A 26,387-nucleotide genomic window follows, 5' to 3' on the forward strand; every position below is an offset into this window, starting at 1 on the left:
ATCTAGCTCCTTACCAGCGCGTCAGGGTGCCGTTGAGCATCGGCATGGTGTAGTTGAATTCATAAAAACCGGATGGTTTGTCACCGACGTTGGTGTTGTCCAGGATACCGTCAGCGATCTTGTCCTTCTTGACCGCGTTGTACCCCTTTTTACTCACCTCTTGGGCCCACAAGCTGACCCGCTCGACTTTCTTGGTTTCGATGTTGGTGATGTCCATGGCACGGGCTTTGCCTGTCGCATCAACAGCGCGCACCACCAGGTACCAACGCTTAGGGCCCGGCGTGCTGGCGCTCTGCCCATTCTCATGGTATTCACGCTCGATACCCGATTTGCCAGCGGAGCTGGTGGTGATTTCCATGTGTAAAGGGGTGGCCACATAGTCGGCCAGCGCTGACACCTGGTCGGTGATGCGCGTGTAGCTGTCCTTGTTGCCCTGTTGGGCGGCCAGCTGCGCCTGGGCCATCAGCTTGTTCAGGCGCGCCTTGCCCTCGGCGTCTTTGAAGATTGGCTCGACCTGATTCTGCAGGGCCTGTACGTTGGCGATCAGCTGTTTTGCATTTTGCCGCCCTTGCAGCAACTGATTCAGCTGCTCTACGCCGACACGCGCTTCTTCAACACGGCCTTGACTGAAGTCCATCTCGGCACGCGACAGCTTGAAAGCAACATCGGGTTCGTTGGCGTAACTGGCGTACAAGGCCGATGCTCGCACCTGTGCCAGTTGCTCTGAAGTGCTCTTTAGCGACTCGACCACCGCTACCCGCTTGGCCATCTCGGAGCGAGCAGCAGCAAGTTCCTTGCTGAAGGCGGCGACGTGCGTGTGCGTCTTGGCTTCCCAGGCCGCTTGAGCGGCGACCGGATCTTTCTCGACCAGCGCTTTGTCAACAACCATGCCGGTTTTGCCCCAGGCGCTGATCTCATCGCGCAGCTGGATCAACACCGTCAACTGGTCACTGACCGCCGCGAGTTGCTGGTGCAAGAGCAGGGCCGTGCTGGCGCCTTTCTTGGTGAGGGTGTTGAGCCATTGCTGGCGCTCAGTGATGTCTTTCCCCAGCTTCGCCAGGGACTGGTCGAAGTTTTCAACATCCTGCTGGATCGATGCGGCAGCCGACTCGCGGCCCATGCTGTCAAGTACCCCCGAAAGCTTCGTCGCGCCAATGGACAGCACCATGACCCCCAACACACCACTGGCGGCCATGAGCGACAGTTTCTTCCATTGTGGCCGCAGCCACAGGTACGCGCTGGCGAGCGATCGGCTGAAATTGCCGCCGCTCCACCCCTTGTAGGTGAAGCGATCCTTTTTGTAGGCGGCGACCGCTTTTTCAATCATTTCCGGGGTGACATCTTCCACCCCGTTGCGGCGATAGAATGCAGCAAACTCGGCTTCCAGCGCCTGGCGATCTTGATGCAGATTCAGGTGTTTCTCAAGCGACAAGCGCTCATGACGGATGTTATCGATGCTGGCAGCAATGGCCATTGCACTCGGTGTATTCATCAAGTTCTCAGACATGACCATTACGCCTTGGGTTTAGGTTTGCAAGGTGGCGCACGCTTTCACATCATGCGCCGTTCAGCCAATGGATTAAGTGGGAAGGACATCGTTACCGTGGATGACAACGACGGCCAATGTCGATACCCCTTCCCCTGGAATCAATATCTGGCTAAATCAGGCGCGGGTCAGCAGCGCCACATACTTGGTTTTGCCTTCTTCGGTGGCAAGCGCGGCCTTGGCAGCGTTTTCGGTGCTTTCGCGGCGCAGCTCAGCGGTCATGGTCAGCTGCTTTTCCTTCATCTCCACCACGTGGTCGATGAAGCGCACCAGGTGCTCTGCCATGATGCTTGGGCCATAACCGGCGCGCATGGCCGCCTCCACGTTCTTGCCACCGACTTCGGCCAGGTGCTCCAGGGCACGGCCAATACCGTCCGTCATGGCCTGGGCGGTGGCCGCAGCCTCTGCCATGCCGTTGTTCTGGGTGAACTTCACACTCAGGCCGGTCAGGACGATGTCGCTGGTGGAGAAGAACGACACCGCATGCTCGTACATGCGCGCCTTGAGGTCATTGTCCTGCTTGATGCTGGCAAAGATGAACTCCGAGGTGTTGTAGGACACTTTCAGGTTGTCGGCGCAGTCCTTGACGACCTGGTAGTCGGCATCCATGGCCGTGTACTCGCTGATCTTGAGGTCTCGCGCCAGCTCCAGTTCCGAGCGGCGAACGGCGTCACCCTCTGCCGGGAAGGCGGCCAGTTCGGCTTGCGCCTGATCCAGTAGTTGCTTGGCCTTATCCAGTTCAGCTTCGGCACGCTGGAGAAGCACATGTGCCTGCACTTCACTGTTTTTAAGGGCGAAGCGAAAATCCTGGTAGGCCAGGAGGATGTTGCGTTCACGCTCGACCTGATTACCCAGATCCTTGGAAACAGCATTATAGACGCTGCCGATCTTGTGGAATCGGGTCGGGAAGTTACCGCGACGGGCTTCCATCCACTTGATCTGAATTTTGCCCAGGAACGACAGCTTGCCGCCTTCTACCAGGGACACCTGGGTTCTTGCGTCGGTGATCACGGAGTTGAAGAGTGCAACGACCTGCTCCTGGCGATTGGCGAACTCCATGCCGGAGATCTGCTCGCGGGCCATCTGGTTGAAAGCCTGCTGGCGATTCAGCACCAGGGAGATCACCATGGCTTCGTCTTGACCATACTTCGCGACACGCGCCATCAACTTCTGCACAGGGCCTTCTTCCGCCGTTGGCAGGGCGATGCCCAGTGACTTGAAGCCTGCGACAGCCTTGTCCAGGAAGGTCAAAGCCTGGTTGGCTACCGGGGATTTTACGGGTACGCCGAGGGTCGTTGCGGTCATGGTGGTCATGCGAGAAACCTTTGCGGAGGGATGTGTACGCAATATAGGGTTAAATTGCCATTCCGTCAACACGTCTGGTTCAACAAAAATGGCAATTTATGGATAAAGGTTTGGTCGCCGACGCATCATTGGATTTCAGAAATGCAGGTAGTGGCCCAGGGCGCGAATGGCATCGTCTGCAGAGCATTCAGGGTGCCTGAGCACATAGGTTGAATCGGCGGCGCCCTGGAGTTTGGTGGCGATATCGTAGACCCCCGATGGATGCTTTAGGACACGGATGCAATTGCCCTTGGCGTCTTCCACCTCCACCAGGATTTCACTGCTGGCGGGGTAGGGGGCGGCGTTGGCCATGCTACGCATTGGAACACCAAGAAATTCGCGTATCTGCTCCTGCAAGCCCAGTATCCTGGATCAAGTAGAGGCGGGCACACTGTTCCGATCGTCACGCGACCCAGTGCCGACATGAAAATACCGGTGTTGCGTGTGAGCAGTCTGAAAGCACTTTGCTCGATGATCTGGACAAGTTCCTGATGGCCAGTCTGATGCAAATCAGCTTTGACCAATTCCCAGAGATCCTGGCCATGGGATTCGGGTAGGTCACATTGGAAAACGGAATTGAAGGTTTTTTTGAAGCAATCGGAAGCGGGCTCATGGTATATACTCCCAATAAACGATTAACTGGTAACATCGTCATCCATGCTGATAGCCCAGAGCAAGGCTGTCAAGGTGGCGTGTCATACACAACCTAAAAGGAGGGGGAGCGATGCGATCGGAACGAACAGAGAAAATGCTGGCGCTGATTGATCAGCGCTTATCCGCGTATTCAGTCGAGGAAATGATTGAGCGGTTGCATGCCTATGGCGGGGTCGGCCCAACGGTTAATGAGTTTTTGCAGGGCATGGGCTCCGGGGCTGTCCAACCAAACCCCATTGCCCATTCCATCGGTCACAGCAGCGATAGCATCCCTGATGTATAGATATCCGATTCACGTCCCATGATGGGAGCCACCGTTTCTGGGAATTGCGGCCCAATCACCAACAGGTGGTTGCCATTCATTTCCAGCGACACGGTGGGGATCTGCTGCCCTTCCAGGGCATCACGCAGGCCCTTGAGGGCCGCATCGGTCTTGATACCCATACCAATCTTGCCAAAGCCTGCGGTCAGCCACCCACGCAGGGCGGGATCTTGCAGTGGCAGCACGGCGTGAGACCCGGCATCGAGAGGCTGGCTGATCAGCTTGTTCATCATCTGCAGGCAACCGATGGCCGCCATGCGGGCAGCATGCTCTTTCGGTAAGGCTCGCTCCTTGGAGAACACAAACCATTGTCGGGCGATCAGGTCGGCGCCGGACATGGGCACCGCTTTATTCGGTGAGGCGCTGAACGCCCCCTGGGCAGCGGTGGTAAGTGTCGGCACGCCACCGAACTCGGTCAAACCACGGTCGATGATGATGGACGCGTTGGCCGGATCGGGCAGGGAATTGTGCAGTGCCACTTCGTTTTCAACGGGGTGGACACTCACCGCTTGTTCACGCAGCAGTACCTGAAGGGTCATGTAGGCGGCATAGGGCAGCAAACGCAGATCCCCGCCATCATCCATGGCATTGAGCAACTGCGCGCAGGCGGCGTGCGCGACTTGTGAGGCAAGCTTGCCCTTGCGCATACCCAAGTCTTTGCGGAAAAACAGGTTCAATTCGCTCATGCAACACTCCTTTCTAGAATGGGGTCATTATACGCAAGAGCACTGGCCGGCAATAGTCGCATTGACTTCCTCCCCGCCCTAAAGAGCGGGGAATCATTCTGCAAATGCTTGGGCTCCGCCGCTGGAAATCCACCCCGAGCATAGCGCCGATATAGCGCACATTGTCGTACAGCACGGGGGTGCAGTCGAGGAAGGTGAAGCCAGGCAGTCACTCGGCATGCCGGCGAAACAGCACGGAGGTCAGGTACATCGCATCCTCCTGGTCTGACCTTGGCCAGGCTTGCGCTGTGCGCCGCCCGGCAGGTACACGGCACCCCGCGCTTTGAGCGCCTCCCCGATGAAGGCGAGTCCCTGGTCAACTTCATTCAGGTTCCTTCGATCGGGCAGAGGTCAGCATCGCCCCATGGGTGGCGTCATGGGGATCACATCAAGATGCAGATCACTGAACAACTGGGCTTTCATGGTCAACCTGGACGATCAATTTATCGATATCCCGAAGTTTATCCAACGCGGTGTCCAAATGGCCGCAAGCCCGCCACATTTCCTCGCTGGTGACATTATTACCGTGACGAATGTCGTCGATGTTCGCCAAGGCGTGCTTGACCGGGTTGCGCAAGGATTGAACGGCCTCCACAACTTTTTCAAGATCCTTTAAGCGCGCCTCAAGGGATTGGATACGATGCTGTGCATTGTCCACGAACAACTCCTTATGGCGTGATGGCGCAGGCCTTGAGCGACATGTCTTCCCAGATCTCGATCTGCACGTCCTGGGCTCTGGCCATGGCGAGTAGATGTGCCACCTCGGGATCCTCGGTATCGCGCACGATCAACAGTGCCGGCTTCTTGCGCTGGAATAGGCGGGTGGATTCACCGATACCCGGTTTCAAGAACGTCGGATTGTTGATGTCCAGGCGGTTGGCCACCAGCTGGTAGAACTCCAGCATCCTGACGCTGGCAGTCTCTTTGACTGTCACTTGGTGCAGCGTGGTGTGGCCGCGATCGATGGCCTGCTTGATGCACCCGGCGATTGTGTCGACGAAGTAGCGGCTGAGGTCATGCGGCTCCATGTACTCCAGGTAGGCGGCACCGTGCATGCGCGGCGCTTCAGGCGTGCCCTGGTAGATAGAGCGGGAGACAAGTCCGGAAATCGGCCCGCTCAGCAACGCACTGGTAATCAGGCAATCTTCCCGCGTCGCGGCATATTCAGCCACGCCGGCAATGTCGCTCAGGACATACAGGGCGTCGTGGAATTGACCCAGGCGGTCGCCCATTTTTTTGAGGGCAAAAGACAGCTCGTTCCTGACCACGCCTTTACCCGTCCAGCCGTCGATGAAGTACAGCTGTTCAGGTTTATAGCCTTGGCTGAGGATGCTTTCGATAGCCACCTCGTCGAAACCTCGGCCTTGGACGATCGAGACGGTGAAGTGTGGTGCCTGTACGCCCCAGAAGGCCAGGGTGCGCTTGAGCAGAATGCCTGTCGGGGTGCCGGCACGCACCAGCGAGACCAACACCGGCTGTACCTCGCGGGTCTGGGCATCGAGCAGGATCTGCGAGGCGAGGCTGAGGAACAGGTGCGCCAGCTGATCGCCGAAGCGCTCGGTCTGGGTTTTGAACAGGTCGAGAAACGCCTGGTCGGGCACCTCTTCGCGGCTGATCACTTCGTTGTAGTGCGTGCCCGCCGCGATACGGGCGGCACGCTCGTCCTTGGACAGAAACTCGGGGTGCAGGCGCTCCAGCAGTACAGTGACGTCTTCAGGGGCATAGGTATGTGGGAACATGATGGCTTCCTCAGATATTCATGTGGCGCTGGGCGTGTTGGCCAGCCTGCTCGGCAATGGGAGAAACCGCTGGGGTGAGCATGAAATCACCCAGCCGCATGAAGGGCACATCGGTGTGCGAATCCCCCGCCGTCAAAATCAGCGCGATTTCACCGATTTCATGCGCTGCCTGGTCGAAGCGTGCATCACCAATGCCTGTCTTCAATGCTGAAATCAGGCGCTGGGCAGCTTTCTCCTTGCTGACATAGGTCGGCCAGAAGGCTAGGGTGTAGTCGTTTTGATGCTGGATGTACGTACCCTGCAGGGTCTGGAGGACGGGCTCCAGCTGCAACTGCACGATCTGCATGACCTTGGCGATCTCTTCGGCCTTGAGGTTTTTGATTTGCAGGGTGATATAAAACGGAACGTCACCGCCAAAGCTGTAGCTCAGATCGATCTTCGCCTTGGCGTGTGCTGGCAGGAACAGCTCGGGCAAAAAGGCACTGAGCGTGTCCAGGTCATGCTCCAGAGGCGCTTCGCAGACCCGAGCGGCATCACGGTAGGTGTCCGACCAGGCGGGCAATGGCGTCCAGATGGGGGAGTCGTCAATATTTCTGTAAAGGAGAGTGGCGCCGTGGTCGGTCAGGGCGAGCTGGTTGATATGCTCAGGTGCCCAGCCCCTGGTGCGCTGCATCTGATCAGGCGTGCGCGCCGTCACCGCAACGCAAAAGGCACGTGGCTTGAGGAGGTTGAACAAGGTGTTCTGAGCCTCGGTGGCGAAACAGTGGGCTTCGCCTGAAGCCTTGAAGGTCATCGGGTGGACACCGGCACTGTTGACCCGAAGGCTTTGAAACAGGCAGTTGTCCAGATCCGACAAGAAAAGAATGTCTTTCATGAAGGTGATCCCAGGAAATGAATTGGAAACATACCGCGTGATTGCCATTTTGTCAATTTTCTCCAAAAGCGAGCGAAAGATAGGTCTTGTCTACCCCACAGGCGGCATCGACTTGGTCTCGTAGCCGCCATCGGCGGGGTTGTGAAGGTGCACATTGACGGGTAAGCCATTCACGGCATGGCATCTTCTAGTACCTGGTGACTCCGCAGCACTTCATTCAAAACTGCAGGCAGAATGCGGCAGAAGCGATCCTTGAAATGGATCTCGGCCTTTGGGATCGGATTCTGTTTTATGGCCTTGATTGGTGGGAGTGCTCTGAAATTTTTCGGAAGATCTATTAAATTCAGAGAGTCAGCCCCACCCTCTCTTAAGGCTCATGGTCTATGTCAAGACTTACTACCTGGAACTTGGGCTTGGGTCTCGCAGTAACCACCTCCTCGCCAAGTTCAAGCAGAAAGTCGGAGAATTGCTTCGCAACTGGTTGGCCAACTAGCGCTTCTACAAGCCTGGGCGGGGCAATATAGGCTTCGAAGCGTGCAGAAGGCTGGAAACTATTCAGTTCGCCAAGCTTCTCAGAGAGTTCAAGCCAACGGGCTTCGTTCTGTGCAAAGTGTTCGGGGTACTTAGACAGGAACTTGTCCACGGCGCGGTTAACGACCACCAACTGCCGATTACGCCAGGCGAGGTAAGGGTTGTCTGACTGAGCGTCTGATTGATTGTGCTGTTCTGCGCAGGGGCGCTCGCAGGGTTCAATAAACTCAATGGTCAAAAGGCCGTAGCCATCGGGCATCAATGGCTGAATGTAGTAGCCTGTGGCCTTAATTGCCAGGCCAGGTTGCAGGAGCTGGGACACTTTTAGATCATACTCGCCTTCAATGATCGTCCGCTCATCCCATCCAGCGTAGGTGACCTTCTTATCTACGAAAGCGCCCTTAACGCTAAAGTGCTTCTTGTCCCTCGTAACCTTGGGAAACTTGTTTATGACGATCCTTTCGCCGACAATGCGTGTTTGCATAACTCTCTAACTCTCTTACGTTGCGCCCCCACTGCAGTGTAACACAACTCAACGAAAATCTGTAGTAGTAAGAGGCTGCTTATTCCTCCTAAGGTTGTGTTTCTGAGCTATTTCAAAATTACAACCACCAAGCTTTTTCCAAATCTGCAATCATCACGAGCAAAGGGTAATTCGTAAACAGGATCTCGGTCTTCGAGTCCAGGGCTGGTTTCGCAGCCTTCGCCATAGCTGCGCGCCAGTCAGGCTTGCAATTCAGTAGACATTGACGTCTAATCATGGCAGTGCTTCACCAATCCCTAAGGAGTCAGCATGCACGTAATTTTCAAAGAAGAAGAGTGGGTGTGAAGCTTTTCGATCATCTGTGGGCACCGATCCTACGCTAGCCCTCTCCACGTCGGGGAGGGCGCGAATGATCGGTGACACATGTCCTCCAACAAAGAAGCGCGGCGTATTCGGCGCCAGGCTGACGCTAAACAAATCTGCCGACAGTTTCGGATCGTGTTGTGCTACTCAGCAAACTCCGGCTACAGCCAAAAGCCCCTGGGTGCATGGCGCAAACAGCACGCACTCAATTGCGGGCGATCCGGCTGCCATATGTGCTGCAATCCACGGCGTGTGTTCAAGGCTGTAACCTTGGCAGAGGTGCGCATCCAAGATGCGTTTGCCCAGGCTCTTGCCGACTACCATTGCGGTTGAACAAGACGTTAATGGCTGCAGGGGCTCCTGCGGCCATCACGCCGTAGCTCTGGCTCCAACCAGCACCAGCACGCTGACGGTAAAAGCCATAGGGTATTGTGACTCGAAGGGTTTTCTCCCGAGATTGGCTGGCCTACGATCATTGAAAATTACCTCAATGGTTATGTGACTCTCGCATGGGAATCGATCGTCTCTTTATGCGTAAATTGACTTTTATTTTCCTCCGGGTAATCATATGAAATCCAGCTGCGGCAACGCCTTGCCTATCGCCTTGCAAGGGCCCACGCCCAATTGGTATACACGCCTTTTGCAAACACTGAATCGTTGGCGATCCAACGTCCACAACCGTCGCATCCTGGCTCAGCTCGATGCTCGGCTGCTGCGTGATTGTGGCATTTCAGAAACCGAGCGTCAGGCTGAGTTGTCGAAACCATTTTGGCGATAGCGGGAATCCCTACGTCTGTTTCCTATTTGAGCGAACAATAATTATGACTGAACTCGCCATCCTTCTGGGGTGCTCGTTGGCATCGATTCTGATTTCCGGGCTGATCTCCTGCCTGGAGACCGTGGCCATGCTGGCGGACGAGTTCAAGGTGCGCTCAGTGGTGCAACGGCGAAGCCTGACCCCGTTTCAGCTGCGCATGATTACGTCAGTCAGCAATCGTCGCGACCAGCACATGGCCGGGGCCATGATTCTTCAGGTCATCATCGGCGTGGTGAGCAACAGTACGGTCGGTATTCTGGCGTTCAACCTGTTCTCCGGGCAAGCGATGGCGATCTACATAGGGTTGTCGATCTACGCCAACATCGTGTTTGCCCGCTCACTGCCCAAGGTGGTGGCCCGTCATCACTTCGAAGGCCTTCTGGTGCACCTGGCATGGCTCATGCGGCTGGTATTCTTCCTGACCTATCCGGCAGTGATGATGACCACCGTGTGGATCCGCCTGTTCCGCCTCGATCGCAAACGCACCTTGCGCATGTCCGAGCTCAAGGACATCGTGACGTACTACTCGGAAAATGGCGTGATTGGCCATCTGGAGGAAAACATCCTCCAGAATGCCTTGCTGCTGCAGCGGGTATTGGTCAAGGACATGAAGCCAAGCAGGGGTATGATCAGCGTGGACGCCGGCTCACGCCTTGCTGACTTGGAGACGCAAATCCCCGGTCAGCACGATACCTACTTCATCATCCACAATCACACGGGCATCATAGGGGTGATCTCCACCAGGGATGCGGCCATGGGCGTGATGTCGGATCGCAATGCGCGGGCTGAAGACGTGGCGCGTGCCGTGGCACTGATTGATGAGGACAGCAGCATCATCGATGCCTTGGTCATGTTGCGTGAAGGCAAGTGCTCCCGCTTGCTGGTAACCCGCAACGGCATGCCCCTGGGCGTCATTTCCGCAAAAACGATCTACAAACGGATCTTCCAGGGCTCCGGGCACCATGAAGCCAGGGAAGCGCCAGTTGTGGCATGAGCAACTGTCTGCCACTGATTAGATCAGTAGCAGCAGTGGGGGGAGGGCACCTTAGGGGAGTCGCTGTTTCGCTTGCCGGCTGCTTCTGGTAAGCCAGTAGCCATGGCCATTTTCAAAGGGATGAACAACCAAGCCCGGACTGGCTCATACGCCACATGCGTGCCGAACACCATGATTATTCAACACGCTATGCAGCCAGCCTTAGTGGCTTAAAAGGGACTTGGATCATTTTCCGGCAGTTGTCCACGCAGAGACGGCACTGATGGCTGAGCTTCCATGTTTCGACGCAGCTCTGCCAAACGTGCCAGGGCAGATTTCCACTCATAGCTGTCAATGTCCTTGTGCAGCGCTTCCAGCGCCTCCAAAGCCTCAAGACCAGCTTGTGAGCCCGGTGCGTTTTTTGCCTGACTCAAGGCATGTGCTTGCCCATGGGCAATGCCTGCGTCATAGATCGCTTGCACCATAGCATTGAAGCTGACCGGTAGTCGACGAAAGGAATGACACTGCTTTTCAGTCAGGGTCGGAGAGGGTAGTTGCTTGTGCGTGCTCATACTAGATCCTTGATGATCAACCACCCGTAGAGTGGGTTGATGTTCATTTGAAAATACCTGAAGCGCTTCTGGCCGTTCAATAGAGAAGTGCTAAGGCGCCTGGCTGGCGTCGGTCTTGGCCACCAGCGCTAGCGTCTCCGGGTGCAGCACCAAGCCCAGCCCTGGGACATAGGCCGTGGTGAGCTCATCGGCCAACAAGACTTTCTGGAACTCACTGAGGCGGATGGTCAAAGCCCCGGCCATTTCCGTGGAATGCATGGCATAGCGATCCATCAGCTCCACCAGGTTGGGCGGCACCCACAGGGGGCCGAAGCCGATGTGCACAATGGGCAGACTGATGTCCGAGTAATTGTCCTGACTTTTCGTGGTGCGCTGCACCATCACCCGCCAGTGATCCACCAGCTCGCCTACACTTTTGGTGTCTTCATCGTCGGGATACAGGGTGACGTTTTCATCCGCTTCACGCAGCAGCCGCTTGGTCGGGTGATTGGCGTTGAGCACCGCCATGTTGCAATGGGCGTAGTGCAGACCATGCGGCCAGTTGAAGCGGCGATCACTGGACAGGCGCGGAATCCCTGTGAGGTTCATGGCCTGGTTGGCCAGTTCGGCACTGCTCATCACGTTTTTGACATAGATAGACTGCTTGCCTTCCTCAGGAACGCCAAAGCACATGCCGGCATGGACATTGGCCAGGTCTCGGTTGGTGTTGGCAAAATCGTCACACCAAAGATCCACGGTCTTCATCAAATGATCGTTAGCCCACTTGAAGGCTTTCAGTGGCCGCTTCACCACGACCCCCAGGTCATGGAGCAGGTGGGCCATGCGCTTGAGCTTGAAGTTGGGCGATTCCAGGTCGCAGAACCGGTACAGCGACACCCCTGGAATGTTGCGATCTTCATCGGAGTCTTCAATCCCAGGGAAGCGCCAGACATCATTGGATTCGCACCGGGTGAGGTACTTCACTGGGCCACTCAGGATCATCGAGTTGTACATCCCTTCCGGAAGCAGCTTGTTGCGATGGCGCCAGACCCGACCTGCTGCCTGCACCATCGAACGCGTCGAGCTGGGTTCCAGGATTGCGTAGTCATAGTCATGGTCGCGGCCAACCTCGATGATGTTGGTCGTGCACAAGATCAGCTGGATATTGCGAATGCCGTGCTGGCGGGCGATAGCCATTAGCTTCTGCACCAGGTCATGCTGGAAAATGGCGTCGTCTCCGGACACGCCATTCTTGGCCTTCCGGGTGTTGAGCGTCACAAGCACGTCTTCCACGGCCCGGCGTTCGGCACTGATCATCTTCGAGTGATAGCAGAAGGGGATGATCAGGGTGTCTTCCACCTGTTGCGCATTCAGCCACGCGGCATAGTGTTGCGCGGTTTTGATGTGGGTAAAGCGGATGAACCCCGAGCTCAGCTTGATTCCATCCCGTTCAACCCCGACATGTGGCAAATTGTGCAAGGGTTGGATGGCCTTGTTAAAGATTTCCCAGCACTGTTCGTCTTTCAGGAACTTGGCATTTCGCTTGTACTTCAACTGCGTCTCGGTGTAGACAGCGGGGGTGATCTGCACGATCTTGACTGCGTGCTTGCGCTGTTCGCTGCTGCGGGCATGTCGATCCACGCCACGCATGAACACTGTCAAATCCGCCGAGAAGTGCCGAGGGTCGACCAGGCGTGTTTCATAGCCAGGCACATGACTGATCAGTACAGCGCGGGGGATCACCCCAATCTTCATCCGCTGTCGCTTTTTGATCCCCTTGTACCAGGCTTGGTACAGCGCATCGACGATCACCCGGCTGGCAGTGGCCGAAGACACCACAAACGAACGCCCAAAGAAGCCAGAAATGAAGGCCATCCGGCTGATCGCCGGCAAGCTCTTGGGATCATAGTCATCCACTTCATCGATCACCATGTCCGTCGACATGAGGTGGAACAGCTGCTTGAGGCCAGAGGCCATATCCAGGCTGGCGCCGGAGATCAGGTGGTCAATGGTCAGTACTTGCACCGGGGTGGTGATCAGCTTGGCTTGTTTTTTGGCATCAAAAAGAAAGTCCAGCTCATGTTTTCGCCTTGAGGTGCTGTAGAGTTCGTAGCCATCACCCAGGGTTGCCACATCGAAGGCTTGATCGTTGCCGGTACCCTGAGGGAGCAGCGGGTCGTAGCCACTGTTCTGACTCAGCTTGATGGCTTCCGGGTTTGGCTTGGCATGGCCTTTTTCACCAATCAGAAGGGCGACGTTGCGCAGATCCAGGCCGATGAACGTCTCCTGGTAGGCGGAGAAGGTCTGCTGAACCAGTGCTGCAGGCCAATGGCGCACGTGAAGCGCAGGCTTTTCTTCATCGCATGCATGGTCAGAACGTTGCCACGGGTCTTGCCCGAGCCGGTCTTGCCAATCACGCAACCGAAAAATGGCTGGTCGGAGGCCTGCTGTGCCAGCTGCTCGCCGATCTTGTTTTGCCACTGGTACCGAGGGTCATTGGAGGTGAATTTCACCCCTTTCATTTGCCTGGCCCTGGAAGTTCGTGACAGTGAAGGGGCCTTGTCCATCAGCGTGCGCTTGTTCAGGAACATCTTGCGAAAGTAGCCCCTGGCGTACGCTCCGGTATGCAGCAGATGTTCATCCAGGGCGTCAGCAAACATGCCGTCGATGGTGTTTGCATAGATTTCCCCCTTGTCACGATCGGAGATGCTGGGCTTCTTCTGAGACGAATCCAAGTAATCGGCAAACACCAGTGCAGGCCTGGCCATGAAGGCAAGTCCCTGGGTGTAAGGATTGTGTTCGTCCAGAATGTCGAAGTCCCGGCTACGCCGCTTGAGCTGCCGCTCAGCCAGCTTGATCTCCTTGTAGGCCGTGAGCACCGCCTGGCACCAATCCAGGTTGTTCCAGGGCAGGCCGCCTGTGGCGACAGCAGACAAAGGGATCGTCAAATTCTGCTCGATGTCCGCTACGGTGGTTGCGTCGTATTCGGTCTCGCCACGCTGACGGATGAAATAGCTCCGGCTTTTACTGAACGCCACCCAGGGGGCTTCCACCAGTCCTTCTGAATCGGCGCCTTCTGGCAACCGGTGGTGGGACAGCGCCAGCCACAGGGCACTGGTCAACCCTACCTGTTCAACACGCCAGTGTTCTGCTGTCAGCCGGGCATTGACAGTCTGGCAGACGTAATCCAGCACCATCTCTGGATAGGGTGATACCCGTAGCACACGCCGGAGCAAGCGTGGGAGCTGACCGTTGCACCAATCGCGAAGCGATTCCGGCGTGGCCAACTGATGGATCTCTTTGAAAATCAGACTACCCATGAAAAACGACATGGTTTCGTGCCGGATCGGCTCATAACCGAGATTGCCCGCCAACTTTTCCTGAAAGCTGACACAGCATTTCCCCAGGTCGTGGATTAACGCGCCCAGCACGGTGACAGGCGCCAGCATCTTCAGGTACACGTTCATGGATTGCCAGGCGTTGAGAGATCTTGGAAAAAATGCAATTTACAGCTAAAGTGAACCGGCTTCAGCACTCTGTTGAGCAGGGCATGTATTCAGACCTTGGGGTAGGCGACACGCTGAGCATGAACATCAGAAACAGCTCGCGTTGCACACTCCTGTCAAAGACCTGCATGGCTCGCCAGATCTGTTCGGGGTTGGCCCCGCGTTGGCATTGATAAAACCCCATCGATTGTGGTCGGCCCTGCTCAGCCACCTGAAGCATCACAACCAGCGGGTGATCGCTGCGCACCATCATCTCTTGCAGAACTTCCTCCCCACTGATCACCACGCCTGCATTCTTGATGGCAGCCAGGAACTCTTGGATGTGCTTCATGATGGCCTCGCGTGGGCAGTAGGGTAGGTCTTGGACTAGAACCAGGGGACAGTCAGTTGGTTGTCCTGGGTTGCCAGGCCATAGCTGTTGAACTTGCCATCGGCCCGCGCTTGCGCATGCTCAAAGGCCACAAACATGTGCAAAGGCTTTTCAATGGTGAACACCTTGATCATTGCCAATGGGGTTGGGTCAGCCTTGTTGACGCTGTAGGGGGTGATTCGCTGTCCTGGAAACAACTCCCGCATCCGCCGCGCAATCCCCTCAGGCTTGCGACTGCGGATAAAGCAGACCTCTGGAACCCCCTCAGGCACAGGCATGATCTTCGACACCGCACAGTCACCGTTCAAAATATCGCTGGCGAACCATTCGCCGCCACGCACACTGAATAGTGCCACCTCACTGGTGGAGACGAGTCGAATGATGTTGCCTACCAGCGGCAGGCCATCAAGGGTGGTCTTGCCATACTCCGGAAAACTCAGGCCGATGTTGTCCAACGCCTTACTTCTGAGGTGGTGATGGATCCCAGACAGGATGCTGTTGGCATACTTGACCGATTCGCGCTTGCTCTTGATGTAGAAATCGAAGTAGTACCGCTGCATCGTTCTTCCTCGCAGGCAGGGCCTCGCCCTGCCGGTTTTCTTGTTGTTAGGGGCAGTGATTCAAGCGACGGACTTTTTCCGATTGCCTTTCTTGGCATCGGCTTCCGAGGTGTCTTTCTCACCGCCGAACAGCCCGCCCCGGATGAAGCATGCTGCCAGGTAATGCATGTCGTCGGTGAGGTCGGCCAGCCCGGTGGCGCTGGCCAGCTTCTGATTGATGCCACCTACCAGGTTGCGTAGGATTTCGAAGACGTCGATGTTCAAAGCCAGGCGGTAGGCGAGGTTCAGGGAGCGCTCGATCCCCAGCGGTTCCACCGGCATGGCTTCGAGCTCAAAACTGCCATCCAGAATTTTCGGGGTCAGCGCCTTCATGACGTCCAGCGCATCGCTGCGAGCCATGGCAGCTTCGAGCAGCGGCTTGTGATACCAATCATCAATTCTGCGAATGGCATTACCCACCTTCTGGCTGTGCATGATCGCCTGGCGCTGGCCCTGGCGGGTGGACAGGTAGGCGAGCTTCTTGCCTTGGTCATCCATGTTCATCAACTGCGAGGGATAGACCTGCATGCCGGGGAATACCCGGATACGTGCCCGGACTTCGAAGAATGCGGGGGTAGGGGTGTTGTCGGCACCGACCAATGTCCCGTCGAGCGCGCTGGCCATCAATGCGATAAGGCCCTGGCTACCATCGATCACCGTGAAGTCCGGTTTGGCGCTGAGCCCTTCAAAGGTGCAGGTGATGGGCTCAACCCCGTGGGCATAAGCCGTTACTTGCACACTGCCGTCGTGGCGAAACTCAAGGTTTCTATGCAGCCACAGACCGCGCAGGATGTTGCTGATGTAGCGCTCGGCTAGGTAGGTAGAACCGCCCAGGGCATAATACTGGCGAATGAAATCCATGCTGGCCAAGGCGATGTCGAGGTTGTTCGAGGCATGCGGCTTCAAGCTGTTCGCATTGACAATCATGCGATAACTCACCTGCAGGTACTCAGCCGCCTCGTGTTCGATAACCGCCTTGTCGACCACCTGGGGATTGAGTGACAAATCTGGCGCTTCGCGAGGGTGCTCTTGCAGGTGCTTACGCACTTCGCTGGCGTTTTTGTCGGAGCCCTTCATACCCAGCAGGCCGCGAGCAGTGACCAGGACTGGTAGTTCTTCTCCATCACGGGTGATGATCTTCATCAGTGCATCGGACAGGGCAATGCTGCCGCAAAAGCTGAAAATGCTCGGTAGAGTGTTGCGAGTCACACTGGACTTGCTCATGAATTTCGACCTGTAACTGTGAGGTAGGGGAAAGAGGATTGGCGTGTCCAGAAAATCGGAGCTGCTTGCTTTCGGCAACTAGCAACAATCTGTAGTCGGGCAAGCCCCGTAACCGGCTCAGCATAGGCATGGGGGTAGGGGTGTTCGTCGGTGTACCGATGACGGCGCTGCACCGGCTCCTCAAGCAGCCGATAGCCAATGTCAACAGGAATCAGGCGGCCAAAGTACTCTTCCAGCCACCCCTCCTGATCCAGAAGCACCTGCGCATCGACATCGCCCCATTCGTCTTCGCTGTCAAAGATGGAAAAGTCGAATTCCAGGTCATCTGACAGCATTTCGAGGGCCTGTTCAGGCACTTGCTCGCCACACTCGGCGACCAATACGCTCTGGCCGTCAGGTGCTTCGGCGATACGGGGTGTATCGGGCGTGTTCGGCTGAGTCACCAGCGCCAGGAGAGCTTCGAGATCATCCACCCCATGATGCAGTGCGTAGCGCTGAATCAAGTGCGTGTGATCCACGTAAACCCGTGCGTCGTAAGGCACCTTTGCCAATGCCAGGGCGCCGTCGCTGTCATTTTCGAACAGCTTCACCCCGCGTGGATCCGGGAAGAATTGGCCACCGGCCAGACGAAGCTTGCCCAGGTTGTGACTGATCAGGGAGAGCTGTTGGCGAACGGCAATGAACGCTTCGTCTTTGGCTTCAAAGCGCACGATAGCAAAGCCGGCGAGACTGCCTATGCGAAACTCCTGTACCGGGGCGCCGCCGACTGCCTTGGCATAGAGGGGGCGCTTAGTCCACGAAGGTCGCTGGTAATGCGGAAAATAGTGGTGCTCGGTCAGGGCGAGTGCAACCCCGTGATCAGCCAAAGGCAGTCCAATAACGCTGGAGATCATGCGTACCACCGCATGACCGAAGCCTGCCAGCCCGGTCATGGACAGGGTGCCAAAGACGTGAACGCTAGGGCTCATGTTGACGTTGTTGGCCATGAATGGAATGAGCAGGGTATTCACAGCAGTTTCCTCCCGACCATTTCAGCTGTGCGCACGATGACCTTCTTGCGCACCACCCCCAGACCTGCACCAAAACCCTTGTAAGGGAGCAGCCGCGCTTCGATCTGGTCAGCCACGTGCCTGGCGAGCATGGCATAGCTGTGCTTGTCGATGGCGCGCTTCAACAAATCTTCGTACAAGTCTTTGCAGACAAAATCTTTCTCGATTTCGTGCCGGTAGCTGAGGGCCAAGGTTTCTGGGCTAGCGCTGCTTCTCAGGTCGGCCAGGGGGCGCATGATCTTGAACAGGGCAGCAGGCAGCAGCCTGGCCCACTGCTTGAGTTCTGCCGGGGATTTGATAGCCGTGCGCAGGTACTCCAGTAATTTAGTGTCATCCAGCTCCATCACAGACGCATACTCGTAACTGTGCTGGCGCAGAACATGCTCGCTCAAGTAGAGGCGCTTGCTCAGCGGTGGCACATAGGCTCGCAAGGGGCGAAGGTTGTGCGCGAGCGGGCCGGATCCTCGGGATAGATTAAGCACCGAAGAGCCCATATTGATCGGGTTAGCGCCACCCAGGCGCATTTTCTCGAATTGGCGAATGCCCTGTCGCAAGCGTTTGTCTACCGCGTGGTCGATTGCATAGATCATGCTGACAGCCGGCGCTGGGGTCACCACGACATAGGCCTGCTCGCGGATGGCCTCAGGCCTCAGCGGGAAGGCCACCTGCTTGCCCTGGACAAGCTCCGGATGCCGTCGATAGGTTAGGGCCTGCGTTTGCTGCTCAAGCGCCTCAGAGAAGCGCTGAAGGCCCATTGCGCGCAGCTGGTTGTGCAGGGCGTGCTGCAGGTCAGGGAATGGTTGGCCAAGCACCGCTTCGATGCCGCTGGTCAAGCGACCTCGGTAGTAGAAGAGGGTGCAGTAGAAACTGTAAAAGGCCGCCCCTTGCAGGTGAAAGAGGTTCAGAAGGGTCGGAGCATCTATCCCATCCAGGGTCAGTCCCTGGCGAACCTGCGATTTGGGTGGCGGCCTCAGGAAGTGGTTGTCGTAGTCTGCCCGCACAGCCTTGCTCAAGTAGTGCGAGGTGTGGTCGTTGCAGAGCAAGGCTGTGGCAATGCTCACCTGCGCCGGGTCGACCAGCGCATCAATCGCCACTTGTGCAGAAGAGGGAACTTTCTTGCTGCCACTGAGCTTGAACGAAACAGCGGTGAGCAGCAGCTCGGCCAACTGGTTTTCGTTGTCCAGCTCCGGATGCACCGAGGCCTTGCCAGTGATGGCGGCAGCGAAGGTGTACAGGTGACGGTTACCGGCCTCTTCCTGCTGCTTTTTCGTGAGTGCAGGATCAGGGTCAAAGCGAAGAAAGGCTTCCAGGGGTTGGCTTTGCATGGCATCTCCTCGATATCCCATGCAATGTATTTAAACGTATATTGATAGTCAAGCGCTTTGCCAAATGACTATGGATGAGTATTGCCAATTTGTCAATAAAGCGAAGAAGAATTTACAATCCGAGGGCTGTGGACAGCTCTTCTTCGGCGAGCCTCGGGCATTGCTCCAATATCTCACGGGGAAGACCGTGTGCGGCCAACCCTGTGCTGTCGTTGAACTCCAGGAACCGCTCGATCAGTTGCACACATAACTCTGGGTGCTGGGCGCCGAAGGCCTGACATTGCTTGCTGATGAACACCGCAACGACTTTTCCACCCATGATGCTGAAGTCGATGGCAGCGGGAATGCTGCCAGCACTGGCCAAGTGCATGACGATGGCGGACAGCCCGTAACGCCCACTGCCGGCATCCTCACAAATGGCGATACGACGGGCAACGGCTTCAGGATCCAGTGTCAGCCCTGCCGCCAGCATGCCTGTAATCAGCTTGTCATCGACCACGATCATGCAATATTGATGAAACATGTGTTCTGCATGCTTGACCTGGCCAGCAGTGAACAGCCCCCTGATAACTGCAGGATCCAGCCATCCTCCATCCAGAAGGTCATCGCGGATATCGCTGTCTGGGTCGCACATGGCCTTCAACGTGTCGCCATGCGTTTCAAAGCCCTTGAGCGCCTGCAGCAGACCTGATCGGGTAGCGCCGTGGTCATGAGCGTCCTGGTTATCGTTCAGGCTGTCCCAGGCAGCATGCCGAGCAAACACGTTGAGCAGCTGGGCAGTTTCCGCCAGAAATCGATTGTCGCGATCGAATTGTTTACCGCGATGCCATTCCAGAAGCCAATCCATGATTCTGCCGACGAGCTGGTAATGGCCGGCTTTACACATCTTCTCAACCGGAAGGGCCAGTTCATGGGCGCTCCTGAGCTTTTTGCTGTGCAGAAACGACTCGACAAACCGCTCATGCATGGCCAGGGTCGGCGAATCAATGAGCGCAAGCATTTCAGGGATGGGGTCGAATTCGTTGCAGTAGGCGGTGGCCATAGCGGGCGCCAGTCGGGTGTTGTCCGGCAGATAGTTACCCATGCTGCCGACGTAGCTCATCGTGTGTTGCACAAGACCAAGGTGCCCCTCGATGGCGGCGGTGGCCATCACATCCTTGAGCTCACGGTAGGCATGGGTCAGCCGCAGCGTGCTGCCGTGCTTCACAAAATCTTCAACTTCAGCTTTGGCCTGGTTCAGGCGTTTCGAGAGGGTGTGCATGAAGGATTGTCCTTGGGTGACCTATAAGCCCAGATCTGCTTGCAAGCTGCCTTCCAGCAGGGAGGGGTGACGGTTGACGACTGCCTTGGGTAATGGCTTGGCGAAAAAGTGGGTTGCACCAGAACATCCTTCCAGGAAGCGCACGGCAATTTCGCCGGCCAGGGCAGGAGACTGATCACCATGGTCACGAATCATGGCTCTCATCCGCGCCCCATGGGCCTCCAGGATCTTGTTGCCAGGATCGACCAGCAGCGGAAACTGCCCTTTGGTGGCCAGGTGCAATTCGATCAAGCCCAGCAGGTAGGTGCCATTTTTTTGCTCGACCGCCCAGGCTGCATTCTGCTGGCAGGCCTCTCGGTCAGGGAACTTGTTGATAGCGATCATTTCCGCGATCAACACGTCGGAGGTATGGTGCTTGAGGTGAAGCTGAAACATCTGTTCGGCTAGGGTGTTGACCCCATGGGCATACAGCGCGGCGATCAGGTGCGATTGAAAGTTGCCAGACCAGCGCTGCTTAAGCTGCGTCTCATTGGATTGGGCGATGGCCGCCACGATCTTCTGCTCGTGCTTGGCATACACCTGCATGTACAGGCGCTTTTTGTCCTTACTTAGGGCAAGCCAGTCTATTCCATGGTTGAATTCGGGCAGCATGTGGGCTGTACTTCGTTGCCCCCGGTATTGCGGCACGGCCTGATCCAGCATGAGATCCATGAGTTTGGCGACCAATGAGTGGCGCTTGCGATTGATCAGGGCGGCGAAGTACGTACCCACCTTTGTTTCGTGGAACTGCTCAGGATTGGTTTCAAAACCGTGCAGCACCCGCTCATCCACTTCCTTGGGGAGCGAGGCCATGTCTTCGACCATGCGGTGATGGGGCACGAATTCCAGCGAATAAAGAGTAAGAAATTCTCGGCGAAGCGGTGCGCCCCAATACTTGGTTCGACGGATGGTTTCTTCGATTTCCGCCAGTACCCGCTGCGACGTAATGACATCGCCTTGCAGAATCTGCTGGGAAGCGATGATCTTGGCGGTTTGTAGTCCGGCCACTAGCCGCGCCGTGTCTTCATGGGTATTGAAGCCCTGGATGTCCTCCATGGCTTGCGCAAGATCATGTTTCCAGTTCACGGGGAGTGTCTCCAGGTGTGAAATACGGTTGCTCTTTGCATTTTACGCGAGGAAGAGGCACCAAGCCTACAGCAGAGCTTGTCTATCAAGGTATATCGAGTATACTTAAATAATCAATTCCCTGGAGACCCCCCATGATCGTTGATATCGATGACAAAAATTGCGTGCCCTTGCGCGACTTCCTTCAAAGCCTGGGTCTTGACGAGGGGGCCGAGCTGGTCGATTCCAAGCACAGGCTCATCAAGGGAAGTGACAATAAGGCCATCTGCGATCTGGGTCGGTTGAAACTGGAGCACTACGAGGCCATTCAGCAATTTGCCAAGGAGCAGGGCTTTCGCGGCCTGCAGATGTTGGCCACCACCATCATCAACGTGCTGACGAAGCCGGATCAAACCAAAGTCCGCACGCTCAAGGCGCTGCCCAATGTGCTGATCGAGCATTTTATGGGGCAAGCCATTGATGGTTGGGTGTACATGGAAAACAACGGCATTTTTCTGCCGTACCTGATCGGTAAAATTCGCTATGAGCCAGAGAAAAAGACCTCGTACGGCACCAATCCTGCCGAGGTCACCCTAGAATTGCTGGCGAACGTTGCGGCAAAGAGCAAGGGCAATCAGCAAGTCGGCTCGAAGAAAATCACTTTCCTGTCCGAAACGATCGCAGGGGTGACGCTACCCGAACTGTTGCGCAACCACGGTATCCATGTGGAGACGCCGGAGCTCAAGGCGGACTATGAGCGGCAAATGGCGCTGTTCCTAGATTATCAGCCACGGCACTCCGAGCAGTTTTTGTTGAGCGGCATGACGTTCAGCGGGGAGGATCTGGATCGAATGGGCGTCGCCCATCGCCTGGGCGAAGAGACCACCTTCCGAGCCATCAATGAGGAAGCGATCATTCAGCGCGTGTTTATTGATGAAATTGACAACGAGTTCTGGTCAGAGCGCTACCCTGGGGCATTTTCTGCGCTGCCTTATCATCCGCTCATCTACTTTTTCAATCTCGAAACCCACGCTTATGCCTGGGCTCACGTCGACCATGCAAAACCCTATGTCTACAAGCCAGAGCTGCGGGAAAAACTGGTGCTGCCCGAAGATCACAAGACCTTGATCGACATCCTGGCTTCGGACATGGAGATGCTCAGCGATATCGTCCAGGGCAAGTCCGGGGGCACCTGCATCCTGTGCAGTGGCGCACCTGGTCTGGGCAAGACCCTGACGGCGGAGGTTTATTCGGAAGTGGTGGCCCGTCCGCTCTACCGGGTGCATTCGGGACAGCTGGGTATCCAGTCGGATGATGTCGAGAATAACCTAAAAATGATCCTCATGCGGGCGCAACGGTGGAATGCGGTGCTCCTGATCGACGAGGCGTGTGTGTACATCCGGATGCGGGGCAATGACCTGGAGCACAATGCCGTGGTGGCCTCCTTCCTGCGCAACCTCGAATATTTTTCCGGGCTGCTGTTCATGACTACCAACCGCCCTGATGACGTTGATCAGGCGATCGTCTCCCGGTGCGTGGCCCACATCCGCTATGTGGTGCCGGATGACGTCACGCGCCGGAAGCTGTGGCAGGTGCTGGGTGAAAATTACAATGCGGGCTTGAGCGAGACGCTGCTTGATCAGCTGTGCGAGAAGTTCACCTCTGTGGGAGGGCGGGACATCAAGGAGCTCCTGAAACTAACGCTGAAGTTTGCCAAGGGACGCAAACTGCCCGTTAGCATCGAGCTGTTCACGCAGTGTGCCCAGTTCCGGGGCTTATAACTCCTCAGCGGGTACCACTTTTGTGTGGGCAGACAGATCCGACTGAACTACAAACCCAAATCGATCGCCAGCCCCCGATCCCAATGTTGCTCCCCCAGGCGGCGAAAGAGGACATCGAAGGGGTGATGTGGACAGCAGCGCGCTCCAGAAAGCGTTTGGCCACATCCCCCTTGACCAAATCCTTGTAGGCGTTGTCATAATGTTCTGGGTAGCACCGGGAAAAAGTGCGCAGCCCCTCAAGCGCCAACTGTTCTTCATGCAGCTTGTCCGACAGCATGGCGTGGAAGAAGCGCAGGAAGGTGTTTGCATCCGCCCAGTCTAGCCAACCCATCCGAAAGCTGACCAGCGGGTGAACCCAGTGCAATTTCGACGGGGGCTGGGCATGGTAGTCGCGCAGGGCTTGTGCGGCGCCAGGGTAGCCAAGAATGTCAGCCCTGAGCAGCCGCTTGCCTAGGCAATAGGCAGCAGTTCTGTGTAGCGTTTTGTCGCCAAACGCGTGAAGGGGGGAGATCGTCTCCAGGCGCTGGCGGGTTTTGAAGAAATTGAAGACATTCTTTTGCCGAACCTGATCCTCGGACTGGTCGAAGAAGCTCAGTGGCCCTGCCAAGAGTCCAGGTGCGGCCTTCAAGATGTCCAGCCGCTTGTTCTCATCCAGGGTCTTGGCGCAGTTGTAATCGATACCTGCCAGGTCGTCGTCTTGAATAAACGGTGCGGCTTTGCGCCATTTGGCTACAAGGAAGGCTCCGCTGGCTCCTACACGTGCGATCTGGTCGACATGGTCGCCTACCTTCATAAAGCTGAGAAAGGCCCGCAACCTGCGCTGTGCAAGGGCGAATACCTGCGCCGGATCAGTGCCTTGCTCCAGAAATACATGGCTTTGCGTCACAGCCAAGGCAGTCATCGCCGGGCCAGTTTCGTTGTACCAGATGAAGGGCGACAGCGGCTCAGCCTTGATGCGGTGCCTGATATGCAGGGCATCATGGAAAATGGTTTGCACGCATTCGCGGATAGCCTCATCCGTCAGAGCATTGGCACGTGCGAAGCTGCAGCGCCCCTCCCGGTCAACCCCAAGTAATCTGGAGTACAGAGCTCCATTCGGCGTCTCACCCAATGTTTTGGTGTAGTTGTCCGGATCACCGGCTGTCAGGCAGCACAGGGTGGCCATGAATTCGCTGCGCCCTCTGGTACTGACCCTGTACCACCCCGCAGCGGGATCCAGCATGGCACCGATGGTTGATCCTGGAATCAGCGATGGAAGTCCTGCAATGAGGGGAAGCATGTTGAGCGCCTCTGCGTTCCCTGAGCTGGCTAGGCTGTAGGCAACGAGCGAGCCGTAGTGCCAAACCCCTTCATACATTTCCAACTCATTCCATCCACCCTCCCAGGCCCAGGCCGCTTGTCTAAAGTCCAGGCTGCACTGCTCAATTGCGGCGACCGCGAACAGGTCAGGTCTGGCCAGTTCAGACGATAGGTTGAGGCTTCGATTGCCAACAACATTGCGGCTGATGCCAGCAGCGGTGTTTAGCTTCGGACAGGCCTGCAACAGCCGATACAGATCAGGGGAAAAGTGACGAACAGTATCGTCGGGGAGATGTTCAAGCAGGTACCCGGCAGCGGTTTTAGTGCCCAAGCTCATGGCCTAGCGCCTCGCAAAGAAGTGATTTTAGGCGCAGGCGCCTCATGCGGCTGTGCCAGCCCCCTCAGAATGAACGGTTGACTAAAGGGAAGGGCTATCGCCACCTGGTGAACACCTAGGGCGCGATTTTCGAGCCACCATTTCCGGGAGCTGAAGGTCGTCAATGAACTCCAGGAGTTGGGTCATCTCAGGGTGCTGATCGTATACGCCGGGCGCCCCAAAGGCTTTGTGTTGCTCAATCCCTTCCAGCACCTGCTGAATGCTGCAGCCAGGTGCAATTTCTTGAATCACCTTGCATTCTTTATACTGAAGGGCGACTTTACGATGAGCCGGGTCTTGAAGGTTCGCCAGGATGGTGATGTCGTCTCTCAGGCGCAAGCGAAACCACCCTAGGTCGTCCACTGTGCTGAGGGTCGGAGCCGTACCCTGGACGAACAGCTTGAAGGTGCTTTTGAAAAGCGCCTCGCGCTCACGGTCAATGTGCTGGTTGACCCGCTCTTCGAAGCCTACGCGTGGGGCTGCCGCTTCGGCGCAGAGGTCAGGCGGCACTAGCCCTGAATGTGCGAGGGCGCGAAGCAACGCGTGCTTCATCACACCGCCGTCCAGGCTCAATACCCGACCTTCACTGACGTAGGCGTAAAGCCCTGTCTCGATTCTGGCCGATACCCGCGCCAGGTTGACCAGAGACAGGAGTAACAGGTCGTTGGTGAAGGTCTCGACCATCAGCCCTTCCTGTTTTTGATACTCATGAAACTGGTTGCAGCAGAGCTGGAGCAGCGGTCTGTGCGCCCCATTTGCACATTCAAAACCCAGCGCAGAAGTTGCCATCAGATTTCCTCAGAAGGACGAGGCAGCAAACCGTTCTTCGGCGCGGCTATCCAGCGCCCGCTTGACCGAAGCAATGATGCCCAGCTGGGCATTCTGCTTGATTTCCGCAATCGTCTGGAGCAGCGGTGCACGCGGCAAGCGCGCCGCCCTGATGCTTTCAAGCACGCTAAATACATGCTTGAACACCATGTAATCCTGCTCATAGGGCATCACGGTGATTCTGGGCTTGCGACTCAATTCCACACCCAGGGCCACGATAGTCAGGCGAATGGCAAGCAGGTTTCGGCAGCTGGCGATTCTGTCCTTTACCAGCAGCAAGCCGGGAAGGTGATGCGCGCCAGCATGGTCGACATCTTCACGCGACTTTTCGCTGTCGACGAAGGCATTGGCCGCATGGGTTTTTTGCTTGTACTCACCCACCAATGCGCGGAGGTCGCCAGGATGGTTGATGCTATCCAGGACTTCGATCAGACGGGTATCGGCACGACGCTCCAAGGCCTCCCGATCGAACTTCAGTGGCTCTGCTGCGGAGGCCTGGTCAATCCATGAATCGATGCGAGCATGGAGCGCCGGAATATCCGAATCTTCCAGGGGTAATCGATCAATCAGGCCGAGGACAAGCTCAAGGCCCGGCTCTTTGAGTCTGTGAATCATGGCGAATCCTCTTGGTCTTGGGTATAGTGTGGGCAAAACCAGCGTCAATAGTCAATTATTGGCTAACTCGAAAGTGCGTGCAATTTTTACATCGGTCTCATAAAATCCGCTAAAGCACAGGAGTCTG

General features: G+C 56.5%; 24 protein-coding genes. 3 read left to right on the forward strand and 21 right to left on the reverse strand.

Annotated features, from left to right (window positions below; all coding sequences use genetic code 11):
• Positions 1-10: 10 nt before the first annotated feature.
• From DV532_RS27520 to DV532_RS27560, 8 genes are all read right to left on the reverse strand, one after another.
• A complete protein-coding gene (locus tag DV532_RS27520; protein ID WP_120715465.1) occupies positions 11-1,507 on the reverse strand; it encodes a DUF6384 family protein in 1,497 nt (498 codons plus the stop codon).
• A 156-nt stretch (positions 1,508-1,663) separates the two neighbouring features.
• Complete coding sequence (locus DV532_RS27525; RefSeq protein ID WP_056798888.1) at positions 1,664-2,860, reverse strand: hypothetical protein; 1,197 nt, start codon at positions 2,858-2,860, stop codon at positions 1,664-1,666.
• 126 nt (positions 2,861-2,986) lie between these two features.
• Positions 2,987-3,211, reverse strand: coding sequence for a hypothetical protein (locus tag DV532_RS27530; protein ID WP_056798885.1), 225 nt, complete (start codon positions 3,209-3,211; stop codon positions 2,987-2,989).
• Between the two features lie 585 nt (positions 3,212-3,796).
• Positions 3,797-4,552 (reverse strand): peptidyl-tRNA hydrolase, encoded by a 756-nt coding sequence (locus DV532_RS27540; protein ID WP_056798881.1) that lies wholly within the window; start codon positions 4,550-4,552, stop codon positions 3,797-3,799.
• Positions 4,553-4,991: 439 nt separating this feature from the next.
• Complete coding sequence (locus DV532_RS27545; protein WP_056798879.1) at positions 4,992-5,249, reverse strand: hypothetical protein; 258 nt, start codon at positions 5,247-5,249, stop codon at positions 4,992-4,994.
• A 10-nt stretch (positions 5,250-5,259) separates the two neighbouring features.
• Positions 5,260-6,330 carry a cysteine protease StiP domain-containing protein gene (locus DV532_RS27550; RefSeq protein WP_056798875.1) on the reverse strand — a complete coding sequence of 357 codons (1,071 nt, stop codon included), beginning with the start codon at positions 6,328-6,330 and terminating at the stop codon, positions 5,260-5,262.
• A gap of 10 nt (positions 6,331-6,340) precedes the next feature.
• Complete coding sequence (locus tag DV532_RS27555) at positions 6,341-7,204, reverse strand: hypothetical protein (protein ID WP_056798872.1); 864 nt, start codon at positions 7,202-7,204, stop codon at positions 6,341-6,343.
• A gap of 367 nt (positions 7,205-7,571) precedes the next feature.
• Entirely contained in the window at positions 7,572-8,219 is a 648-nt protein-coding gene (locus tag DV532_RS27560; protein WP_056798869.1) for a hypothetical protein, read from the reverse strand.
• A gap of 931 nt (positions 8,220-9,150) precedes the next feature.
• On the opposite strand from DV532_RS27560, the gene DV532_RS27570 reads away from it, so the two are divergent.
• Together DV532_RS27570 and DV532_RS27575 are read left to right on the forward strand one after the other, a co-directional pair.
• Positions 9,151-9,360 (forward strand): DUF1127 domain-containing protein, encoded by a 210-nt coding sequence (locus DV532_RS27570; RefSeq protein WP_082476810.1) that lies wholly within the window; start codon positions 9,151-9,153, stop codon positions 9,358-9,360.
• 43 nt (positions 9,361-9,403) lie between these two features.
• Positions 9,404-10,393, forward strand: coding sequence for a CNNM domain-containing protein (locus DV532_RS27575; RefSeq protein WP_056798866.1), 990 nt, complete (start codon positions 9,404-9,406; stop codon positions 10,391-10,393).
• A 209-nt stretch (positions 10,394-10,602) separates the two neighbouring features.
• On the opposite strand, the gene DV532_RS27580 is transcribed toward DV532_RS27575, so the two are convergent.
• From DV532_RS27580 to DV532_RS27625, 10 genes are all read right to left on the reverse strand, one after another.
• Positions 10,603-10,944: a hypothetical protein gene (locus DV532_RS27580; protein ID WP_056798863.1), complete on the reverse strand. Its 342-nt coding sequence runs from the start codon at positions 10,942-10,944 to the stop codon at positions 10,603-10,605.
• Positions 10,945-11,034: 90 nt separating this feature from the next.
• Positions 11,035-13,260, reverse strand: a complete 2,226-nt coding sequence (locus DV532_RS27585; RefSeq protein WP_120715467.1) for a hypothetical protein — start codon at positions 13,258-13,260, stop codon at positions 11,035-11,037.
• Complete coding sequence (locus DV532_RS27590; RefSeq protein ID WP_120715468.1) at positions 13,167-14,390, reverse strand: hypothetical protein; 1,224 nt, start codon at positions 14,388-14,390, stop codon at positions 13,167-13,169. The genes DV532_RS27585 and DV532_RS27590 overlap by 94 nt, the downstream gene beginning before the upstream one ends.
• Positions 14,391-14,451: 61 nt before the next feature.
• Positions 14,452-14,760, reverse strand: a complete 309-nt coding sequence (locus DV532_RS27595) for a hypothetical protein (protein WP_056798856.1) — start codon at positions 14,758-14,760, stop codon at positions 14,452-14,454.
• 35 nt (positions 14,761-14,795) lie between these two features.
• Entirely contained in the window at positions 14,796-15,359 is a 564-nt protein-coding gene (cas6f, locus tag DV532_RS27600) for a type I-F CRISPR-associated endoribonuclease Cas6/Csy4 (RefSeq protein ID WP_056798851.1), read from the reverse strand.
• Between the two features lie 60 nt (positions 15,360-15,419).
• Complete coding sequence (locus tag DV532_RS27605) at positions 15,420-16,622, reverse strand: type I-F CRISPR-associated protein Cas7f/Csy3 (RefSeq protein WP_056798848.1); 1,203 nt, start codon at positions 16,620-16,622, stop codon at positions 15,420-15,422.
• On the reverse strand, positions 16,619-17,632 hold the full coding sequence (locus DV532_RS27610; protein ID WP_056798846.1) for a type I-F CRISPR-associated protein Csy2: 1,014 nt from the start codon (positions 17,630-17,632) through the stop codon (positions 16,619-16,621). Before DV532_RS27610 ends, DV532_RS27605 begins: the two co-directional genes overlap by 4 nt.
• A complete protein-coding gene (locus DV532_RS27615) occupies positions 17,629-18,996 on the reverse strand; it encodes a hypothetical protein (RefSeq protein WP_056798842.1) in 1,368 nt (455 codons plus the stop codon). Before DV532_RS27615 ends, DV532_RS27610 begins: the two co-directional genes overlap by 4 nt.
• Positions 18,997-19,108: 112 nt before the next feature.
• Positions 19,109-20,257, reverse strand: a complete 1,149-nt coding sequence (locus DV532_RS27620; protein WP_056798839.1) for a hypothetical protein — start codon at positions 20,255-20,257, stop codon at positions 19,109-19,111.
• 21 nt (positions 20,258-20,278) lie between these two features.
• Positions 20,279-21,382 carry a hypothetical protein gene (locus tag DV532_RS27625; RefSeq protein WP_162949006.1) on the reverse strand — a complete coding sequence of 368 codons (1,104 nt, stop codon included), beginning with the start codon at positions 21,380-21,382 and terminating at the stop codon, positions 20,279-20,281.
• A gap of 134 nt (positions 21,383-21,516) precedes the next feature.
• Between DV532_RS27625 and DV532_RS27630 the strand changes: the two genes are divergently transcribed.
• Positions 21,517-23,142: an ATP-binding protein gene (locus DV532_RS27630; RefSeq protein WP_056798833.1), complete on the forward strand. Its 1,626-nt coding sequence runs from the start codon at positions 21,517-21,519 to the stop codon at positions 23,140-23,142.
• A 4-nt stretch (positions 23,143-23,146) separates the two neighbouring features.
• Here the strand turns inward: DV532_RS27630 and DV532_RS27635 are convergent, their stop codons facing one another.
• The 3 genes from DV532_RS27635 to DV532_RS27645 all read right to left on the reverse strand — a co-directional run bounded on the left by DV532_RS27635 (position 23,147) and on the right by DV532_RS27645 (position 26,260).
• Complete coding sequence (locus tag DV532_RS27635) at positions 23,147-24,778, reverse strand: hypothetical protein (protein ID WP_120715469.1); 1,632 nt, start codon at positions 24,776-24,778, stop codon at positions 23,147-23,149.
• Between the two features lie 81 nt (positions 24,779-24,859).
• On the reverse strand, positions 24,860-25,606 hold the full coding sequence (locus tag DV532_RS27640; protein ID WP_056798828.1) for a hypothetical protein: 747 nt from the start codon (positions 25,604-25,606) through the stop codon (positions 24,860-24,862).
• Positions 25,607-25,615: 9 nt separating this feature from the next.
• Entirely contained in the window at positions 25,616-26,260 is a 645-nt protein-coding gene (locus tag DV532_RS27645) for a hypothetical protein (protein WP_056798823.1), read from the reverse strand.
• Positions 26,261-26,387: the final 127 nt, after the last annotated feature.

The organism is Pseudomonas sp. Leaf58 (assembly GCF_003627215.1).
In the GTDB taxonomy this organism is placed as follows: Bacteria; Pseudomonadota; Gammaproteobacteria; order Pseudomonadales; family Pseudomonadaceae; genus Aquipseudomonas.

What these genes read in the sequence shown, in the direction of transcription:
- DV532_RS27575 (WP_056798866.1), top strand. Translation starts at nt 9,404, where the DNA reads ATGACTGAACTCGCCATCCTTCTGGGGTGCTCGTTGGCATCGATTCTG.
- DV532_RS27615 (WP_056798842.1), bottom strand. Translation starts at nt 18,996, where the DNA reads ATGCAAAGCCAACCCCTGGAAGCCTTTCTTCGCTTTGACCCTGATCCT.
- DV532_RS27605 (WP_056798848.1), bottom strand. Translation starts at nt 16,622, where the DNA reads ATGAGCAAGTCCAGTGTGACTCGCAACACTCTACCGAGCATTTTCAGC.
- DV532_RS27525 (WP_056798888.1), bottom strand. Translation starts at nt 2,860, where the DNA reads ATGACCACCATGACCGCAACGACCCTCGGCGTACCCGTAAAATCCCCG.
- DV532_RS27645 (WP_056798823.1), bottom strand. Translation starts at nt 26,260, where the DNA reads ATGATTCACAGACTCAAAGAGCCGGGCCTTGAGCTTGTCCTCGGCCTG.
- DV532_RS27540 (WP_056798881.1), bottom strand. Translation starts at nt 4,552, where the DNA reads ATGAGCGAATTGAACCTGTTTTTCCGCAAAGACTTGGGTATGCGCAAG.
- DV532_RS27550 (WP_056798875.1), bottom strand. Translation starts at nt 6,330, where the DNA reads ATGTTCCCACATACCTATGCCCCTGAAGACGTCACTGTACTGCTGGAG.
- DV532_RS27590 (WP_120715468.1), bottom strand. Translation starts at nt 14,390, where the DNA reads ATGAACGTGTACCTGAAGATGCTGGCGCCTGTCACCGTGCTGGGCGCG.
- DV532_RS27640 (WP_056798828.1), bottom strand. Translation starts at nt 25,606, where the DNA reads ATGGCAACTTCTGCGCTGGGTTTTGAATGTGCAAATGGGGCGCACAGA.
- DV532_RS27630 (WP_056798833.1), top strand. Translation starts at nt 21,517, where the DNA reads ATGATCGTTGATATCGATGACAAAAATTGCGTGCCCTTGCGCGACTTC.
- DV532_RS27560 (WP_056798869.1), bottom strand. Translation starts at nt 8,219, where the DNA reads ATGCAAACACGCATTGTCGGCGAAAGGATCGTCATAAACAAGTTTCCC.
- cas6f (WP_056798851.1), bottom strand. Translation starts at nt 15,359, where the DNA reads ATGCAGCGGTACTACTTCGATTTCTACATCAAGAGCAAGCGCGAATCG.
- DV532_RS27520 (WP_120715465.1), bottom strand. Translation starts at nt 1,507, where the DNA reads ATGTCTGAGAACTTGATGAATACACCGAGTGCAATGGCCATTGCTGCC.
- DV532_RS27595 (WP_056798856.1), bottom strand. Translation starts at nt 14,760, where the DNA reads ATGAAGCACATCCAAGAGTTCCTGGCTGCCATCAAGAATGCAGGCGTG.
- DV532_RS27580 (WP_056798863.1), bottom strand. Translation starts at nt 10,944, where the DNA reads ATGAGCACGCACAAGCAACTACCCTCTCCGACCCTGACTGAAAAGCAG.
- DV532_RS27635 (WP_120715469.1), bottom strand. Translation starts at nt 24,778, where the DNA reads ATGAGCTTGGGCACTAAAACCGCTGCCGGGTACCTGCTTGAACATCTC.
- DV532_RS27530 (WP_056798885.1), bottom strand. Translation starts at nt 3,211, where the DNA reads ATGCGTAGCATGGCCAACGCCGCCCCCTACCCCGCCAGCAGTGAAATC.
- DV532_RS27620 (WP_056798839.1), bottom strand. Translation starts at nt 20,257, where the DNA reads ATGCACACCCTCTCGAAACGCCTGAACCAGGCCAAAGCTGAAGTTGAA.
- DV532_RS27570 (WP_082476810.1), top strand. Translation starts at nt 9,151, where the DNA reads ATGAAATCCAGCTGCGGCAACGCCTTGCCTATCGCCTTGCAAGGGCCC.
- DV532_RS27555 (WP_056798872.1), bottom strand. Translation starts at nt 7,204, where the DNA reads ATGAAAGACATTCTTTTCTTGTCGGATCTGGACAACTGCCTGTTTCAA.